At 65.1% G+C, this 18,172-nt stretch carries 15 protein-coding genes and 1 pseudogene; 11 read left to right on the forward strand and 5 right to left on the reverse strand.

Annotation, left to right across the window (positions count from 1 at the left end):
* Nucleotides 1-30: 30 nt before the first annotated feature.
* A complete protein-coding gene (locus Q0Z83_RS26680; RefSeq protein WP_317796746.1) occupies nucleotides 31-1,170 on the reverse strand; it encodes an aldehyde dehydrogenase family protein in 1,140 nt (379 codons plus the stop codon).
* Nucleotides 1,171-1,438: 268 nt separating this feature from the next.
* Between Q0Z83_RS26680 and Q0Z83_RS26685 the strand changes: the two genes are divergently transcribed.
* Nucleotides 1,439-2,452, forward strand: a complete 1,014-nt coding sequence (locus Q0Z83_RS26685) for a LuxR C-terminal-related transcriptional regulator (protein ID WP_317796747.1) — start codon at nucleotides 1,439-1,441, stop codon at nucleotides 2,450-2,452.
* A 181-nt stretch (nucleotides 2,453-2,633) separates the two neighbouring features.
* Here Q0Z83_RS26685 and Q0Z83_RS55915 read toward each other — a convergent pair whose 3' ends face one another.
* The 3 genes from Q0Z83_RS55915 to Q0Z83_RS55925 all read right to left on the reverse strand — a co-directional run bounded on the left by Q0Z83_RS55915 (nucleotide 2,634) and on the right by Q0Z83_RS55925 (nucleotide 3,978).
* Nucleotides 2,634-3,032, reverse strand: coding sequence for a transposase (locus tag Q0Z83_RS55915; protein WP_378079236.1), 399 nt, complete (start codon nucleotides 3,030-3,032; stop codon nucleotides 2,634-2,636).
* The gene (locus Q0Z83_RS55920; RefSeq protein ID WP_378079232.1) at nucleotides 2,914-3,201 is read right to left on the reverse strand and encodes a hypothetical protein; all 288 of its coding nucleotides are present in this window, start codon (nucleotides 3,199-3,201) and stop codon (nucleotides 2,914-2,916) included. The genes Q0Z83_RS55915 and Q0Z83_RS55920 overlap by 119 nt, the downstream gene beginning before the upstream one ends.
* Before the next feature lie 138 nt (nucleotides 3,202-3,339).
* Nucleotides 3,340-3,978, reverse strand: a complete 639-nt coding sequence (locus Q0Z83_RS55925) for a hypothetical protein (protein WP_378079233.1) — start codon at nucleotides 3,976-3,978, stop codon at nucleotides 3,340-3,342.
* 455 nt (nucleotides 3,979-4,433) lie between these two features.
* Here Q0Z83_RS55925 and Q0Z83_RS26695 point away from each other — a divergent pair, with 455 nt between their 5' ends.
* From Q0Z83_RS26695 to Q0Z83_RS26720, 6 genes are all read left to right on the forward strand, one after another.
* Nucleotides 4,434-5,138, forward strand: a complete 705-nt coding sequence (locus Q0Z83_RS26695; RefSeq protein ID WP_378079234.1) for an ISAs1 family transposase — start codon at nucleotides 4,434-4,436, stop codon at nucleotides 5,136-5,138.
* A gap of 134 nt (nucleotides 5,139-5,272) precedes the next feature.
* A complete protein-coding gene (locus Q0Z83_RS26700) occupies nucleotides 5,273-5,458 on the forward strand; it encodes a hypothetical protein (protein ID WP_317797421.1) in 186 nt (61 codons plus the stop codon).
* A 1,001-nt stretch (nucleotides 5,459-6,459) separates the two neighbouring features.
* Nucleotides 6,460-7,716, forward strand: a complete 1,257-nt coding sequence (locus Q0Z83_RS26705) for an MFS transporter (protein WP_317796748.1) — start codon at nucleotides 6,460-6,462, stop codon at nucleotides 7,714-7,716.
* A complete protein-coding gene (locus Q0Z83_RS26710) occupies nucleotides 7,713-9,587 on the forward strand; it encodes a hypothetical protein (protein WP_317796749.1) in 1,875 nt (624 codons plus the stop codon). Before Q0Z83_RS26705 ends, Q0Z83_RS26710 begins: the two co-directional genes overlap by 4 nt.
* A complete protein-coding gene (locus Q0Z83_RS26715) occupies nucleotides 9,587-9,928 on the forward strand; it encodes a phosphopantetheine-binding protein (protein WP_317796750.1) in 342 nt (113 codons plus the stop codon). Before Q0Z83_RS26710 ends, Q0Z83_RS26715 begins: the two co-directional genes overlap by 1 nt.
* Nucleotides 9,929-10,247: 319 nt before the next feature.
* Nucleotides 10,248-11,834 carry an amino acid adenylation domain-containing protein gene (locus tag Q0Z83_RS26720; protein WP_317796751.1) on the forward strand — a complete coding sequence of 529 codons (1,587 nt, stop codon included), beginning with the start codon at nucleotides 10,248-10,250 and terminating at the stop codon, nucleotides 11,832-11,834.
* An 18-nt stretch (nucleotides 11,835-11,852) separates the two neighbouring features.
* Here Q0Z83_RS26720 and Q0Z83_RS26725 read toward each other — a convergent pair.
* Nucleotides 11,853-13,252, reverse strand: a pseudogene (locus Q0Z83_RS26725) (IS30 family transposase).
* Nucleotides 13,253-13,406: 154 nt separating this feature from the next.
* On the opposite strand from Q0Z83_RS26725, the gene Q0Z83_RS26730 reads away from it, so the two are divergent.
* From Q0Z83_RS26730 to Q0Z83_RS26745, 4 genes are all read left to right on the forward strand, one after another.
* Nucleotides 13,407-13,706: a transposase gene (locus Q0Z83_RS26730; protein ID WP_317796752.1), complete on the forward strand. Its 300-nt coding sequence runs from the start codon at nucleotides 13,407-13,409 to the stop codon at nucleotides 13,704-13,706.
* 243 nt (nucleotides 13,707-13,949) lie between these two features.
* Nucleotides 13,950-14,477: a DDE-type integrase/transposase/recombinase gene (locus Q0Z83_RS26735; RefSeq protein WP_317796753.1), complete on the forward strand. Its 528-nt coding sequence runs from the start codon at nucleotides 13,950-13,952 to the stop codon at nucleotides 14,475-14,477.
* The gene (locus Q0Z83_RS26740; protein WP_317796754.1) at nucleotides 14,386-15,756 is read left to right on the forward strand and encodes an IS30 family transposase; all 1,371 of its coding nucleotides are present in this window, start codon (nucleotides 14,386-14,388) and stop codon (nucleotides 15,754-15,756) included. The genes Q0Z83_RS26735 and Q0Z83_RS26740 overlap by 92 nt, the downstream gene beginning before the upstream one ends.
* A 619-nt stretch (nucleotides 15,757-16,375) precedes the next feature.
* Entirely contained in the window at nucleotides 16,376-18,136 is a 1,761-nt protein-coding gene (locus Q0Z83_RS26745; protein WP_317796756.1) for an ABC transporter substrate-binding protein, read from the forward strand.
* The last annotated feature ends 36 nt before the right edge of the window (nucleotides 18,137-18,172 follow it).

Raw genomic sequence — 18,172 nt, forward strand, 5'->3', positions numbered from 1 at the left:
ATCCTCCGAGCCGCGATTTTCAGCCGGTATTCAAAGAGGTAGGGACATCTCAAAAGGCACGAGCGCCGGACCGCTGCGGCGACCGGAGCCGGCTCGTACGAACGTGGTGCGTCGGCGCCCACCAAAGGGCGACATGGGATTCTCTAGGTCGTATTGCGTCTTATTGATCGCCACATGACCGAAATCCAAGGTTCCGAAGGACGGAAGGCGGCCGTAAACAGTCAGCCCGAGCGCATAGTCCCCCAACGAGAGCATGTCGCGCAGTCGCCGGTCGGACTCATAAGTAGCCACCGGGATGATCGGGCAGTACTTCTCTGCCAGCATGAGTTCACTATCCGGGGCAGCCTCCACCACGCACGCCTCGTACAACGATCCACCGAGATGACGTCCGGCACGGTGGACGCGCCCTTCACCGCCGGCGACCCGCCCGTACCAGTCGTCGGCATGCTTGTCTAACAGCAGAGGCCCGACGTCGACCCGCGGGTCGCGGTTCTCGCCGTAGCGCACTCGGTCGAGCACAGCATCGAGCGCTGCGAAGAAGCCGTCGCGTACCGCTTCGGCCACATAGACACGCTCCGTCGCCAGACAATCCTGTGAGCTGTTGAAGAGCCTGGTTCGCACGACCGCCGCCGCGGCCTGTTCCAGGTCTGCCTCCGCGGTGACAACGAATGCACAGGATCCCGGCCCTTGATAGAGCAGACGAACCCGCTCCGGTAGTACCGAGTCGAGCTGGTCAGCGCGTTCAGGTCCGCCGCAGAAGACCACACCATCGGCCTCCTGTTTGGCAGAGGCCTCGAACGAGGACCAGTCTCCCGTCTGTACGTCCACAGGAAGGCCGGACTCCACAGCGAGCTCTCCCACTGCCGCGACCACATGACGACTGGCGGCAGCGGGCCGCACCACGACGCGGTTACCCGGTAGCAGAGAGCCGACCACGAAAAGAAAGAAGGAGTACACCGGAAGCGTGGCCGGCATCCGCACATAGATCGTGCCGAGCGGGCGGCGCTCACTCAGCCAGGCGACACGCCGATACTCCGGATCCGTAAGAGCCCATGCCCACTCCACTTCCGCGGTCCGGAGCGTCTCGACCGACATGCAGAGCTCAATGAGGTCCGCCCGGTTCGCCACCAGCAAGCGGCGGAAGGCCGCAACTTCGTCCGAGTACTTCACGGCGCTCCGAGTTCGCACGGAACGTTGCGCAAATGTTTCGACCACTAGTCCCACCCGATGTCACGAGACATCTGTGCGACTGCGGCACCCACCCGGGTTCCGGTCTCCAACCCCATCGAGATCCTGACTACCAACATGCCGGCTCCAATCAAGCGAGTACACCACTTTGACCACCGGAAACGTACGTTCCCCGTTGCATCACCATGCTTCAACATCATCAGCGGCATGGTCTAGACGATCATGCTGGCCTATACTTGCCGTCGTCTTTATGTCAGCGGAAAAGAGCCTGATGGAGCCAACAGACGATTACCTCAGCGCGGAGTTGTCGCTGAGCGAGGACGACACACTCGCGTATGCCTACGTCGCCAACACGCGTCGAGCCGACCCCCACGACCTAGCCGTGCATGTGGGAACCACACCGGCGATAGCTCACCAATTGATAGATCGGCTGATCAGACTGGGGCTGGTCCAGTCCGACACAGGAAGCGGCCTGGCGACGGTGGTCTACCCGGAGGTAGCGGCCGAACGGATGCTCGGCGAGGCCGCCCGAGAAACTCGGCGACGCCTGCACCGCATCGACGAGATTCGCGCCGAATACGCTGCTTGCCTGCCCTATTACTCGGCAGACGACTCCTGGGAAATGGTGCTGCCACCCTCAGAGGTACAGATCTTCGTGGACAAGGAGCTCGGGCGGGCAACTGACGAAGTACTGACGATCCAGCCGGGCGGGGCCCGCCCTTCCGCCACCCTGAACCAAGTCCTCGATCTGGAGCTGACCGCCCTCAAACGCGGAGTTCGGCGCCGGGTTCTCTACCAGCACACCGCTCGCAAGAACATGTCCACGCAGGCTTTCGTCCAGCGGATCGCCCGAAGCGGCGCCGAGGTTCGCACCGTCAACACCTTGCCAGATCGCATGATCATCATTGACCGGCGACTCTGCATCGTGCCCAGTCGACCATCTGATAACGGGACCCCAGCGGGCGTGGTTATCCGGAAGCAACAGCTGATGACCTTCATCTGCGACCTATTTGAGCGCTTCTGGGAAGCCGGAATCCCGTTCAATTCGGATGCGGGTGAGGACAAGATCATAGATGAGACGAAACGGTCCATCCTCCAAGCCTTGGTGACCGGCGCCACGGACGAGATCGCCGCTCGTCGCCTCGGTATGTCCACCAGGACCTTCCGCCGCCACCTGGCGGCTGTCATGACGGAACTCGGAGCATCCAGCAGATTCCAGGTAGCGGTAGCCGCCATACAGTCCGGCCTCGTCGACGCGCCCTGAGCCTCGATCCACCGACGCGGTTGAGGCCGAACGTTGGTGAATGGTGGGCGTTGTCGGATGTTTCTGGGCATGCGAAATCGCCGACTGCGTGAACGGCTTGCTCCGGGTGGCGGTTTCGAAGGGACGGAGCGGGGTTCGTGGCCTGCAGGTGGGCCGCCTGATTTCGGCAGGTTCAGGGTTTTCAGGCGGGTGTGGCCTGGACCTCGGTGAACAGGTTCTCGAACGCGGTCTGCCAGGGCCAGCGTTCGGGTAAGTGCAGGTGGACGGTCCGGGCCCGGTGCGCGAGGCGGGCGGCGACGTTGATGATTCGGGTCCGGATCGAGGCTGTCCGGGCGGTCGCATTAGCGCCAGCGGCCAGGTGTCCTGCCGCTCGGGTGAGGTTGTGGGCGATCGCTGCGCAGGTCAGCCAGGCGTCGTTGGCGGAGAACCGCCCTGACGGCAGGTGCGCGAGGGGCCGGCGATCAGATCTGCTCGATGACCGCGTGCTGCCGGTGCTGGGCTTCGGCCTGCACCAGGGTGAACGGGCTGTCGGTGAACCCCGCGTGATAGCGGTAGGCCGGTAAGAGTTCTTCCTGGCCAGGGGCTTGGCTGGGGTCGTCGCGGCGGATCCGGCGCACGATCAGCCGGGCGGTGACGGCGTGGCGGGTGCCAGCGAACGCCGTGTACCCGGTTTCGGCGATCTGCGCGTCGGAGATCCACCGCTGTTCCTGCTCGTCCCAGACGGCCTGCGGATAGCGATGTCGATCCACTGATCGGCGGCGATGCCGTCGCAGGCGGTGCGGATCTTCGTGTCGATGCGGGTGGTGACCGAGAACCGCACGTCCCGGCGGCGGCAGGCGGCGATGACGACCTTGGCATAGAACGCCGAGTCGGCCCGGAGCACGATCTCACCCGTTGCGCCGCAGGCGCGGGCCGTGGTGATCGTCTCGGCGATCATGCTCGCCGCGCCCCCGGCTGGATCCGGCGTTACCGCCACGCAGCCTGGTGGCGGCGATCACCGGCGGCGCGAGGGGTGTCGAGAGGGTGGCGATCAGCGGGTTGTAGCCGCGCAGCATGACGTTGTAGCCGCCGACTTTGGTGTGGCCGAACCCGATGCCCTCTTTCTGCTTGCCGTAGACCCGGCGCAGCATCGAGTCGACGTCGATGAAAGCCAGTACGTCGGCGCCGGCCAGCAGCGGTACCCGGGCGGCCAGGCCGATCAGGGTTTCGCGGGCGGCGGCCTGCAACTGACGGACATGGCCGTGGGTGAACGTGCGCAGGAACGATCCGAGCGTCAACGGCGCGTACACGCTGCTGAACAACGACCGCATGCCGCCGTGCCGGGCGATGTCGAGGTCGTCGATGCTGTCGGCCCCGACGAGCATGCCCGCGACGATCGTGGCGATCTTCCCGGCCGGGTTGACGCCCTTGTCGGTCGGCAGGGTGACCCGGTCGGTGACCGCGTCGTGCAGGCCGGCCTCCTGGGTTAGGCGCATCACCGGAACCAGCCCGGCACACGACACCAGATTCCGGTCATCGAACGTCACGGCCGTCACTGGCGCGTCATAGCGCAATCTCACCTGCGAGGTGCCCTCTCGGACCGACGGAATAGAAGCGTCAGAACTCCTATCCTCCCAGTTCAGAGGGCACTTTCTATCTCTCGGGGCCCCAGGGTCATTGCATAGTCGGACTGCAAGGCCCTGAACTGGGGATTCGTGAGGTGAATGGCCTCTGTGGAGGCGAAGGTAGCGGGTGAGATCACGTCGGTGATGATGAAGTTCTCTACGCTACAAAACCCCGAGGACCTCACCCGCCGATGGCATCATCTCTCATCACCGCACTGACCGTCACGACACCCCCGCCCCATTACTACACCGATCCTGGTCGCTGACGGTGACGAGAACGGTTTGCTGACTGCGTTGACGAAGGTCCCCGACCCGCGTGACCCGCGCGGGGTCCGTTACCCGTTGTCGGCGGTCTCGCCGTCGCGGTCTGCGCGGTCATGGCTGGCGCATCCTCGTTCGCGTCGATCGCCGACTGGCTGTATGACCTCGATGACCAGGCCCGGGCACGGTTCGGTTTCGGTAATGGTGTGCCCGCCGGCACGACGATGTGGCGGCTGTTGATCCGGCTGGATCCGACCCTGCTGACCAGCGTTCTCGCCGGCTGGTTGCACTCCATGACCCGTCCGCTGGGTCTGTCGCCGCGCAGGTATCGCCGGGTGATCGCGATCGACGGCAAGACTCTGCGGGGCGCCCGCCTCCGCGATGGCCGTCAGGTTCATCTGCTGTCCGCCCTGGACACCACTACCGGCATCGTGATTGCCCAGGTCACGGTGGACACGAAGTCGAACGAGATCACGTCGTTCGCACCGCTGCTCGACGCGGTGGAAAAGGTGCTCGGAACCCTCGCCGGGGTGCTGTTCATGGCGGATGCCCTGCACAGTCAGACCGACCACGCCGACGAGGTCACCGCCCGGCACGCGCACCTGCTCGTTCAGGTGAAGGGTAACCAGCCGGCCCTATTCAAGCAGCTCAAACAGCTTCCTGGGCACAGATCCCGGTCGGTGACAGGACCCGTGACCGCGGGCACGGACGCCGCGAGACCCGCACTCTCAAAGCCGTCACTGTCCGCACGCCCGGCGGTATCGCCTTCCACACGCGCAGCAGGCCGTCCGGGTAGCCCGGACCCGCATCGTCGCTGGTAAGACCAGCCGCGAAGCGGCCTACCTGACGGTGTCGCTACCCGCCGGCCACGCCCTGCCGGTCGACCTGCAGACCTGGATCCGCCGCCACTGGCACATCGAGAACCGTCTCCACCACGTCCGCGATGTGACTTTCCGTGAAGACCTGCATCAAGCCCGGACCGGCAACGGACCCACAAATCATCGCGACGCTGCGTAACACCGCGATCGGCTGGCACCGGATCAGCGGCGCGACCAACATCGCCCGCGCTACCCGGCAGGCCAACCGCCGATCACACGACCTGATAGCCGCCGTGACCAGCAGTTACCCGAGAACGCAATGACCCTGCCCGGGGCCCCGCCGTCTCAGCATTCAGCGGTGGATCGAGGCTGAGTGCTGCATCCGGCTCTTCCCGCTGTCATCAAGAGGATGGCAACTATAGGCCAGCATGATCATGTAGACCAGGCGGCGGATCTTGTTGAAGCATGGTCATGCGCAGGCGGATACGCCGGATCCGAATGTGCATCGAATTAATTCCTGATCCTAATTGGAGTGGCCATAATGTTGTTGGTCAGCGTCTTGGCGGAGTGGTTGGCCGACGGACCTTCGGCCGGTGCCTCGACTTCGCCTGCCTGACCGGCAGCGCGGCGGACAGGTACGACCCGGACGCCGACATCGACGTCATCGCCGTGCTGAAGACGACGACCCCGGTGAACGAAGCGGTACGGATGCGTCTGCACTTCAGCGCCGAATACAGCTGGCTGCACCGCCGATTCACCCGTCGGCCGGACTTCGAATGGCCTGGTGAGGTGACGTACTCTTCGGACTTGGAGGTGGCGCTAGCGGGTGCCGCGTTCCAGCGGAACAGAACGGGGGTTTCGAGCCAGCTTCGCTGGACGCGCCGTGGCGGTATTGGATCAGCATGGTCGCCGCGGGGACCGCGGTCGCGGGTCACGACCGGCACGCTGAGGTGGCGGCGCACTGCGCCCAGGCGATCGTGCGGCAGCAGCTGAGTCTGGCGTTGCCGCCTGGGGGCAAAATCTCAGTCCAGGATCTACTCTCCGCCCAGAGCTTGTGGGAACAGTGGCGGCTGCCCACCGGCCACTCTCCTCGGGGGCAGCTCGTCGTCGCCAACATCACTGACGCCCTCGCCCGCCTGGCGGCGGTTGGCGATGTCGTTCTGCGTGACGACCTACTCGCGGTGCGTGCGGAGCGCGTCGAGCGCTGGGTGGAGTCGCTGGTCCCGCCCGTACTCCCCCCTCCGCTGGACGCCTATCAGACGCAGTACTGCCGAGCTGCCAGCCAGGCATACCACGACGAATATTCCTCAAGGAGGAGGGGCCGATGACACTGCGTACCGCCCTTCGTGACCCGTTGATCAGACGGTTGTCGACGGCCCAGGCGCTGTCCGTGATCGGCGACGGGTGCAACAGCGTGGCGCTGGCCTTCGCGGTCGTCATGCTGACCGACTCGACCACCTTGCTGTCGGCCGCCCTGGCCGCCCGCGTCGTAGGCCTGACCGTCTCGCTGCTCTTCGGCGGGGTGATGGCGGACCGATTCGATCGCGGTTCGATCCTGATTTGGTCTGATCTGATTCGCTTCGTCGCACAGGCGGTGCTGGCCGCTGGCCTGCTCAGTGGCCACGTCGGAGTGCCCGTGATCATTGGTCTGCAGCTCGTGCACGGGCTGGCCTCCGGCTGCTTTCTGCCCACCTATGGCGGTTTCATCGCGCGCCTGGTGGCGACGGAGCAGTTGCAACGGACCAATGCAGCGATCACCACCGCGGCCGGGATCGCCAACGTGGCGGGACCGGCTCTCGCCGGGGCACTCACCGCCACTGTCGGCCCTGCCTGGGCCCTGGGTATCGATGCGCTGACCTTCCTGGGCAGCGCGATGCTCATCGCCTCGTGCCAGAGCAGGATGCCACGGTTCGAGCGGGCCGGTGAGAAACGGTCAGGCGAGTCGGTTCTGCACGAGCTGCGATCCGGTGGAAGGGAAGTGCTCAGCCGTCCATGGCTGACCGCTGGCGTCGGTTACTTCGTGGTGAGTCAGCTGTGCATAACGGGACCGCTCTTTGTTCTCGGACCAGTGCTGGCCGAACAACACCTCGGCGGTGCCGCCGCCTGGGGGATCCTGCTGACGGGGTTCGCCGGCGGCGGTGTACTGGGCAGTCTGGTGGCTGCCCGGTTCGAACCGCGCCGTCCGATGCTGACGATGCTGTGCTGCGCCGTTCTCATCGCGCCACTGCTGCTCGCATTCAGCCTCCGATCCCCGTTCGCAGTCCTCGTCACGGCGGAGGTGATCGCCGGCGCAGCCACCATGTTCACCGACATCCTCTGGCAGAGCACCATGCAGGCGCACGTGCCCGATGCCGTGCTTTCTCGAGTGCTGTCCTGGGACCTTCTCGGCTACACACTGTCTCGGCCAGTCAGCATGGGCCTGGTCGGGTTCGTAGCGCAGACCGCAGGGATGGTTGCCACGTTCGCCGCCGCTGCCCTCGCACTGATCACAACCGCCGCGATCACCGCCTCCTTGCGGCCGTCTCGAATGTTGGGCAGGCAGCCCTTGCCCTCGGCTGACTCGAAGGAGGGTCTGGCATGAGCACCCATCCGGCGGAGCACCCGCTTTGGGACGCCGGGGTCGTGGTGTCCCTTGCTGGAGACGCCATTACCAACCTCGCGATCAGTCTGGCAAGCCTGACCGGACGCGAGCACGTGACTGTTCCGAGTATTGAAGCCGTGCTCGACGTCGACGCTGTCACCACTACGTTCCTCGCGACAGCGGATACTGTCAACGACCACTGGCTGGGCGCCGCCTCAGAACGGGCCGGCTTGGGGCTTCTCACCGCCCGCGACCACAGTCGGCTGGCGGCACTGGTGTCTCGGACCCTGCGGGCGCACGACCAATTGTCCACGTCGTCGGTGCACCTTGAGGCGATAACAAACGCGGTGGCTCGTGCGGATCTCACGTCAACCACCCCGCATACCGGAACCCTCACCCTACGGGCGCATGGCCGTGAGTGCCTGGTTCACTTATCCGACGGTGTCATCTGTGGGCGCTCCGAATCGGAGCCATCGGTGCGGCCGGACGGCCGCCGGATGCTTGGGCTCACCTCCTGTGTTCAGAACGAGGGCTGCTACCGATTGCACTACGGCCCGGACGAGGTGATTTCCGCGGCCGAGATCAGCGCCGGAATCGTGTTGCTCGACAGTTGCATGGTGCAGAAAGTGGGTTCGAGCCAGTTCACCAGCGACACCACGCTGGCCCTGACCATGCTAGAAGGCGAAACTTTTGCTGTGGTAGCCAGCCCGTGGGTCCGCGGTGGCTACCGCGTGGCGGGCCCGCTGTTCACTGCTCTGCTCCAGGACGGCATGTCCTTGGGTCGCGCGGTGGCCGTCGTCAACGAGGAGATCGACGCCAACACCCGCGCGATCGGGCGGTTCGTTCTCCTCGGTGACGCATCCCTGCGACCGTTTCCGAGCACACGGCTCACCGCCGCCGACCCGAGGACGCCCTTCTTTATCGAAGACAACGCTATCCGGCCCGCGCCGCTCGACGCTCCGGAATGCCTCGTCGTGCAAGGCTTGGCAGATGTCGTGCGGCTACGTGACGGCCAAACGCTGGTGCTCCCGCGAGGCGGCCCGGCGCAGGTGAGCACCGGTCTCGCCACCGAACCACTATGGGACGTCATGCGCCGGCTGGCGGCCCGTGCCCGCGCCGTCGCCCGGCTTTGGGCGTACGACCTGGTAGGTCCCGACCTGGATCCAGGGCGGGCCCGGGCAGCACTCGCCGAGGCATATTCCGAACTCGCCGACACTCTCGTCTCTGAGACGGCTGCAGCGGCCCTAGACCGCGCCGAGAAGCTGCTCGATGCAGCCGACCGCACGGTCGCGGCTCAGCTCACCGATCTCACCGTTAGCAGTCGCTACCACTTCATGGACAGCTATTCGGACAGCTGTGAACGCGTCGAGAAGCGGCCCGCCCGGTGCCCGGAGTGTAACGACTCTGCCGTTTTGATCCGCTGGCGGCATGTGCTGGACGCCGACGTCGAAAGGCTCATGCTGTTGTGCGCCGTCTGTGGAGAGGTGACTGACGAGGACGCCGACGCCGTCGTCACGTGCCGATTGGTGGGTGTGCAGCACACCGCTCGTACTCAACACCTGAAGCAGCAAGCCGTGCTGCATAACCGCACTGGCCGCACCGTCCGCGCTCATCTTGGATACGCGCTGCTCTACGAGGAGTTGTACGGCACTGAATGGGCGCGTACTGAACTGTTGACTCTCGCCCCCCACGAAGTGCGCATCGTCGAGGTAGGAGGGCACATCCCCGCCGACTTCGACGTTGCAGATCGGCACGGACTCCGGCTGTTCGCTGTGGCGGAGGGGCGAATTAGCGCATATAGCCGGTACCTGTGGGTGGCCGCCAGCCCGGCGATTCTCGACAGTTCGTACATGACGACAGGAGTCCGGTAATGACCAACAGCCCGATGTCAGATGACACCGTTCCCGAGGATGTGAACGCTGGGAAGGACACCACGGAGCTGGTTCGCAGTGTGCTCGCGGCGGTGCTGTCCGAGCAGCAACTGGGCGAGGACTCGCTGGATGAGAACGATGACTTCTTCCTACGTGGCGGGAACTCGCTGCTGGTCCCCATCGTCGCGTCACGCCTGTATGAGCAGTTACACCGCAAGATCCCGCTGCGCGTCATCGTGCGGCACCGCAGTGCTGCGGCCATCGCTGGCTGGCTCGACGCGGAAAGCACCGCGCCGACAACTGGACCCGGTCGTCCGATGACGTTACCTTCACGTCTTTAACCGCGGAGAAACTTAGCCTATGGGCGCAGGAACAGAGTTCGACTCGCGTCTTCGCTGTACATGGCACCGGTCTCCTGGATCATCCGAGTCGCCTCCCGTAGAACGTCTAGGTCGCCCCACTCGCGGTCCGCGGTTAAGCCTAATGACTTCTTCGCGGATTGTGGCATGCCGAGGTTTCACCTGAGTCTGTCAGGCGGTGTTGATCTCGTCCAAGGCGGTGTCTTACACGGTCCATGCCTCATCCGGCCGTGGCGCCGCTCGGCTTTCGAGGAGCCGCGGGGCGCCGCCCGGCCAGTCACTTTTGTTCGAAGGAATGATGATGAATCAGGTCCGTGAGGAATTCACTGACACCGCGATGACGGCCGGTAGATTCCCTAAGGGCGAGGCGTTGCTCGTTACAGAGGCCTTCGAACGAGCGCGCCGCACCGCACCGGACGCCACCGCTGTGGTGTGGGGCGAAAGGCTACTGACCTACGACGAGCTTGGCGCCGCAGCCGACCGGCTCGCCGTGCACCTGAACAAATTGGATCCGGCGGGCGGACCCGTCGGCATCCTGCTCGAGCGCTCGTTCGACCTCACCGTGGGGGTCCTCGCCGTCCTCAAGTCCGGTCGACCGTACGTGCCGCTGGATCCAAGCTACCCCGCGGCGCGCCTGGAGCACATGATCGCGGACAGCGGGTTGCGAATCCTGTTGACCTCCAAGTCGGCGGCTGGCGCCGTAGTCCTCGATGATGACGTGCGCACGCTAGACGCTGCAGACTGGCCCCGCGAGGGCGCGCCGCTGGCGATACAGGTCCCCATCGACCGCGACGACCTCGCGTATGTGATGTATACGTCCGGGTCCACCGGTCGGGCGAAGGGCGTGGCGATGCCGCATCGTGCCTTGGCCAACCTGATCGACTGGCAGTGCCGACATTCGCGCTGCGGTAGCGGGGACCGTACCCTACAGTTCGCCGCGCTCAGCTTCGACGTATCGTTCCAGGAGATCTTCAGCACCTGGGCATCCGGCGGTGCGCTCGTACTCATTGACACCGACGTTCGGTTCGACTTCGACGCGCTCGTTGCGTTAATGGAGGCGCAGGCAGTACGACGGATCTTCCTGCCATTCGTCGCTCTACAGGCGTTCTGCCACTACGCTCAGGTGTTGGATTTGCAGTCGCCGTCAGCGCTCACCGAAGTAATCACTGCGGGTGAGGCGTTGCACGTGACTCCAGCCGTACGGCGGTTCTTCGCTAATCTTCCCGACGCGCGACTGGTGAACCAATACGGACCCACCGAAACACACGTGGTGACCGCCCTGGAACTGAGCGGAGATCCGGTGACCTGGCCGGCCCGGCCATCAGTGGGCCGTCCAATCGACCGTGTGCGGATCGGCGTGCTGGACGACGAGCAGAGGCCGCAGCCGATCGGCGTGCCGGGCGAACTCTGCGTCGTCGGGGACGCGGTGGCCTGTGGATACCACAATGCACCCGTCCAGACCCTGGAGAGGTTCCTGCCCGCGCCGCTGAGCGGCGACCGGATGTACCGCACCGGTGACATTGCCGTGCTCCTCCCAGACGGCCAGATCGAACTACTCGGCCGACAGGACGACCAGGTTAAGGTCCGCGGCCATCGGGTTGAGCTTGGTGAGATTGAGAGTGTGCTGCGGTCGGTCCCCGGGATTGCAGACGCCGTTGTCGTGCACTCGCCTAATGCTGGCGGCCATCTGACCGCCCACTACCTACCCAACAACAACACCCACTTGTCCGAGCAAGTGCTGCGGGGCACGTTAGCCGACGTGATGCCCGCCCACATGGTGCCGCAGCGGTTCGTCTGCTGGGATCGCCAACTACCCCGAACGCCCAGCGGCAAGGTCGACCGTCGCGCGCTGGCCGAGGTTTCTCAGACGAAAGGCAACCACCGATGAGAAAATACACCCTCAGATTCAACTGGTCGTCGCAACACCGTCCTGTTGAAGTGATCGTAGATGTTCGTCGAGGGCTTCGGCGGGAGTCTTCCAGCCGAGTGTTTTCCGTGGCCGGCTGTTGAGTGCGTGAGCGACCGCGTTGATCTCTTCGGCAGTCCATCGGGATAGGTCGGTGCCTTTCGGGAAGTACTGGCGCAGCAGTCCGTTGGTGTTCTCGTTGGTGCCGCGCTGCCAGGGACTGTGCGGCTCGGCGAAGACACCGGGACTCCGGTCTCGACGGTGAACGCGGCGTGCGCGGACAGTTCTTTGCCGCGGTCCCAGGTCAGCGATCGCCATAACTGCTGCGGCAGTGTCGTGATCGTGGCGGCGAGGGCGCGGCTCATCGTGACAGCCCCGTATCCGGCCAGCGGCGGCCCGTTCTTCGTCCGTGGGATCACACCCCAGCCTTCTTCGCGGGGCAGGTGGATGAGCATCGTGAATCGGGTGCTCCGCTCGACCAGAGTCCCGATAGCGGAGCGCTGCAACCCGATGATCAGGTCACCTTCCCAGTGCCCGGGGACAGCACGATCGTCTGCCTCGGCGGGCCTTTCACTGATCAGCGTGGCGTCGGTGACGTGCGCCCAGGCACGTTGTTTCGCCCGGGCCCGGGGAACGCGAAGCGCCCGCCCGGTGCGCAAACACGCGACGAGTTCCCGTTTGAGGCCTCCACGGCTCTGGACGTAAAGTGCCTGGTAGATCGCTTCGTGACTGATCCGCATGGACTCATCGTCCGGGAACTCGGCCCGCAGCCTGCGCGAGATCTGCTCCGGGCTCCACCCGCTCACCCAGGCCCGGTCACCGCGGTGCGGCTTGTTGCGGCCTTTGAACTGTGGGCCTTGCGGTCCAGCGACCACGCGTCCGTCCGGGGTCCGGATCTCACCGGCGAGCCGGTCCTGGACGTACTCCCGGAGCCGTTCGTTGGTCAGCAGCTTGGCGGCTTTCGGCCGGCGGGCTCGACGTTCGGCATGCCACTGCGCCGTCGACGCCTTGTAATCAAGGTGGTAGGCCCTGGTCGAGGCGTTGCGCCGCAGTCCCCGTGACACCGTCGACGGGTCCCGGCCCATTGCCCGGGCGATCTCTCGCACGCCCATACCCCGGGCCTTCATGAGGGCGATGTCCTCACGCTCACTGAACGACAGATACCGGCCCGACACCGTCGCGGCGAGTCCAGGATTCACGCCGCCAGCGTGCCGGAACCACCGGAACGCGACCGGCGCCGACACGCCCGCCGTCGCGGCCGCGTCCTCGGTCATCACACCCGACTTGATCGCGGCCCAGAACTTGACCCGGTCCTCCCGCCACGCCACCGTCGGACGCCCCGGCCACGGGATCTGACCCCGGTATGCCCGAACCCGCTTCTGCCTCGGCCCATAAGCCATGGCCCCACCCCTCTGACGAGGTGTTGCAACGACCGGTTGAATCCATGCTCCCCGCCCTGATCGCTGTGGAAGATCACCCCGGCCACGTCACCACCGCGGACTGAGCTTCCCCTCGTACCGTGGAGACATCGCCTTAAAGGATTGGTGACTGGCGATGGCGGAGACACGGCGAAGGTTTGATCAGGACTTCAGAGACGGTGCGGTGCGGCTGGTCCGGGAGACCGGTAAGCCGATCGCGCAGGTGGCCCGGGATCTGGGGATCAAGGACGGGACCCTGGCGAACTGGGTGGCCCTGGACCGGCACCGCCGAGAGAACGCGCCCGGCGACGGCCTCGGTGAGCACGAGCGGGCTGAACTGGCCCGGTTGCGGCGGGAGAACGCCGAGCTGCGGATGCGGTGTGATGTGCTCAAGCGCAGTCTGGCCCTCTGGGTCGAGGACTCGATGATCCGGTAGTCATGGCCGGGTTCATCGCCGCCCAGAGGGCACAGCACGGTATCCCGCACGCGACCGCGTGCCGGGCACTCGGCGTGTCGTCGGCCTGGCTGAACAAGTGGCTGCACGGTGACGGCTCGCTGCGCCGGGCCCGCCGTCAGGCGCTGACCACACTGGTCATCGCACTGTTTCACCGGCGTAAGGGTCGTTACAGCTCCCCGCGGATCACCGAAGATCTGCGGGGCGATGGGCTGGAAGGTCAGCGTGAACACGATCGCTGCGATCATGGCCGAGCAGCACCTGGTCGCCCGGCCGAAGCCGCGCCGCCGGAACCTGACCATGCCGGACAAGTCCGCGCGGAAGGCTCCCGACCTGCTCAACCGCGACTTCAGCCCGCCGCCGGAGCCGAACACGGTGTGGGTCGGTGATCTCACCGAGATCCCGTGCGAGCAGGGCAGGTTCTATCTCGCGACCGTGCTGGACCTGCACTCGCGCCGAGTGGTCGGGTTCGCCATGGGCGCTCGTCACGATGCGGCTCTGGCCACGGCCGCGTTGCAGGTCGCGATCGCGGTCCGCGGTGTTGACGTGGCCGGGGTGATCTTCCACAGCGATCAGGGCGGGGAGGGCGGATTCAAGTGGTCGTCGCAACACCCTGATCGAGGGGTGTGTCATGGGAAGACCTCCGGGCTGGACAACGGCGATGACGGGCAGGCCGGCGTTGCGGTCGCCGGGCCGTCCGGGCGTGAACGAGCACCGGGAGGTGCGGCGGCAGTTCTGGCTGCGGATCGCTGAAGGGCTGTCGAGTGAGGAGGCTGCCGCGGCGTGCGGTGTGTCGCAGCCCGTAGGCGGGCGCTGGTTTCGCCAGGGTGGCGGTATGCCACCTTTGTCGCTCGCGCCGCTGTCGGGCCGGTATCTGTCCTTCGCTGAGCGTGAGGAGATCGCCCTGCTCAAAGCGCAGGACAAGGGCGTGCGCGAGATCAGCCGGGCGGTGGGCCGTGACGCGTCGACGATCTCGCGGGAGCTGCGCCGCAACGCGGCGACCAGGGGTGGTCGCATCGACTACCGTGCGGTGAATGCGCAGTGGCACGCCGAGCGGCGTGGCCGCCGCCCGAAGGTTGCGAAGCTGGCGGTCAACGAGCGGCTTCGTGACTACGTGCAGGAACGGCTCGCCGGGGCGATCACCGATGGTGAGGGCCGGCCGATCCCCGGCCCGAACGTCCCGTGGAAAGGCCGCCGGCATGGCCGTCGCGCGGATCGGCGCTGGGGAACGGCATGGAGCCCGGAGCAGATCAGCCGCCGGCTTCGGCGGGACTTCCCGGATGATGAGTCGATGCGAATCTCGCACGAGGCGATCTACCAGGCACTGTACGTCCAAGGACGAGGCGCGTTGCGTCGGGAGCTGACGGCGTGCTTGCGGACCGGCCGGGCGTTGCGGGCGCCGAGAGCACGCACACGCCGCCGCGGGAAGCACTTCGTCAGCCCCGAGGTCATGATCAGCCAGCGGCCGCCGGAGGTCGCCGATCGGGCGATTCCCGGGCACTGGGAGGGCGATCTGATCATCGGCCTCGAGAAGTCCGCGATCGGCACGCTGGTCGAGCGGACCACACGGTTCACGATGCTGCTGCATCTTCCCCGGATGGAAGGACATGGTCAGCAGCCTGTCGTGAAGAACGGTCCACCGCTGGCCGGGCACGGCGCCGAGGCCGTGCGCGACGCGATCGCGGAGCAGATCCTCACCCTGCCCGAGCAACTGCGACGCTCGTTGACCTGGGACCAAGGGGCCGAGATGGCCCAGCATGTCCAACTGCGACTGGACACCGGCCTCGACGTCTACTTCTGCGACCCGCACAGTCCTTGGCAACGCGGAACGAACGAGAACACCAACGGCCTGCTGCGCCAGTACTTCCCGAAGGGGACCGACCTATCACGACACACCGTCAGCGACCTCAACGCCATCGCCGCCGCACTCAACGGCCGACCGCGCAAAATGCTGGAATGGAAAACTCCTGCTGAAGCCTTCGAGGAGCATCTAAGATCGCTCCAGAGAGCCAGTGTTGCAACGACTCCTTGAACCTAAGGAGTACACCGGAAATCTGTTCAAGGCGGCCTGCCGGCGGGCGAAGGTACGCCAGTCGATGGGCCGTACCGGATCGGCCCTCGACAACGCGGTCGCCGAGTCGTTCAACTCGACCTTGGAGTTCGAGTTGCTCGCCGGCGCCGGCCGCGGCTCTCGTACGGCTTCCGCGGGCTGTGCAGCTGGCCCTCACAGACCGGGCATGGCCGGACAACCGGCTCCTCGTACGACCATCCCGGCTCAGTGAACCGCCTACTCGCCGCAGATACCCGCACCCGCCACCGCTCCAAGTACCAGCTGCTCCACCGCGCCCGTTCCGCTCACCCACGAACCCCCATCCACCCCGGCACAGAGACGGACTTCACTATAGGCGCGCAGATCCTACGAGTGATGGACGGCAGGCTCCGCGGGTCTGGCACCTACTCGCAGCAGTAGGGGCTCATCCAGCAGGTGGCAGTCGGAGGGCGCACGTATTTTGCTACACCACCGGTCTCTAGACCATGACTGCAGTCAGAGCCTCGACTCTTCCTCTCCTCGTGCCCGCCCGGCGGCAACGGCGATATTCGTGCCTCATCGGCTCCGGAGTGTCGCGGTCACTTCGTCTAGCATTGCGAACGTGAGGAAAACACGGTCCAACTCATTAGCCGATGTCAAAGTCAAGACGGATCTCGTTTCGGCAGCGCGCAGCGGCGCAAGCATGACGGGATGCGGATTCAACGCCGCGGTCAACGGCACAGCGAATCCCAGCAGTCACCGCGGTGGAACGCTCGTTTTCGACAATTCCGGCGACTGGGACTCCACCGATCCAGGCAACTCCTACGTCGCCTACGCGTGGAACTTCGCCCGTCTGTATACACGCACCCTGACCACGTACTCGGCGAAAGCGGGTTCGGGCGCAGAGGAACTGGTGCCGGACCTGGCTCGCGATCTCGGCGAGGTCAGCCCCGACCGGCGCACGTGGACGTACCGGCTCAAGCCGAATCTTCGGATGGAAGACGGCGAGTTGATCACCTCATACATGATCAAACACGCTGTCGAGCGGAGCGCCAGCTATTCCGACACGCTTCCCATCGGGCCGGTGTACTGGCGCACCTTCCTCGCCTCCTTCGGGGATTCAGGCGAGGACACCTCCGGGACGGGCGAACAGGTCGGTATTTCCACTCCCGACCCGTTGACTATCGTATTCCACCTCAGAAGGCCTATGGCGGAGTTCGACCATCTGGTTAGCATGCCACAAACCGCCCCAGTCCCGCCCGCCAAGGACACGGGTACCGAATACTACAGGCATCCGTTGTCCAGTGGACCCTACATGTTTGACCATTACGTTACCGGAAAGCAGTTGACACTGGTTAGAAATCCTCAATGGGACCCGTCAACCGATCCGGCCCGGAAGCAACTAGTCGACAAGATCGTCGTCAATCTGAACGTCGATGCCGACGAAATCGACGAGAGACTTTTCACGGGCAGATCTCACTTGGCGGTGGAAGGCGGCGGTGTCCAGCACCGTGGTCAGGCGAGGATCATGGCAAGTCCCGCACTCAGGAGCAATGCCGATAACCCGACCAACGGCTTCGTCTGGTACGCAGCCATCAACACCGTCATTCCACCTCTCGACAACGTTCACTGCCGGCGTGCCGTGCTGTATGCAGCCGACCACGTCGCACTCCAGGAAGCCTTCGGCGGCTCCGCCGGTGGCGAGATCGTATCCACCATGCTGCCGCAGACAATTCCGGGAGCCCCACCCGAGACCTTTGACCCCTACGGCTTCCACAGCAAGCCGCGCGGAGATCTGAAGAAGGCCGCAGCTGCTCTGGCCGAGGGCGGCTGCCCTGACGGATTTGCCACCGCCATCTCATTCCGGAACAACCGGCCGAAGGAACAGGCCGCAGCCGAGGCGCTAAGGGATTCACTGGCCCGCGTCGGTATCAAGGCGGACCTTCTCGGCTATCCGTCTGGCGAGATCGACGTATATCCGGGTACGCCCGCCTTCGTGCACGAGAACAACCTCGGCATCAACATCACTGGCTGGGGATCCGACTGGCCGTCCGGGTTCGGTTTTCTTCACGCGATCTGCCATGGGGATGCCATCCTGCCGACCAGCAACTCCAACATATCTGAGTTGAACGATCCGCTGGTAAACGCGCTGCTCGATGTGGTGATGACGATCGAGAGCGCCACGGAACGCCACGACATCTATCGCAGAGTGGCCGAGAGAATCACTGAGCAGGCGGCATTTCTTCCGATTGTCCATTCACGGTCATTAGTTTTCCGGAACCCGGATGTCACCAACGTCCGAGTCAGCTCGGCCCTGCAGATGCACGACTATGCGGTGATGGGATTACGTCCTGCCTCGAAAACGGATGAAACCACTCGCTGATCGCTGCGCCGGGCAACGGCAGCCCTCACGGCCGTT

This window comes from Actinoplanes sichuanensis (genome assembly GCF_033097365.1).
Classification (GTDB): Bacteria; Actinomycetota; Actinomycetes; order Mycobacteriales; family Micromonosporaceae; genus Actinoplanes; species Actinoplanes sichuanensis.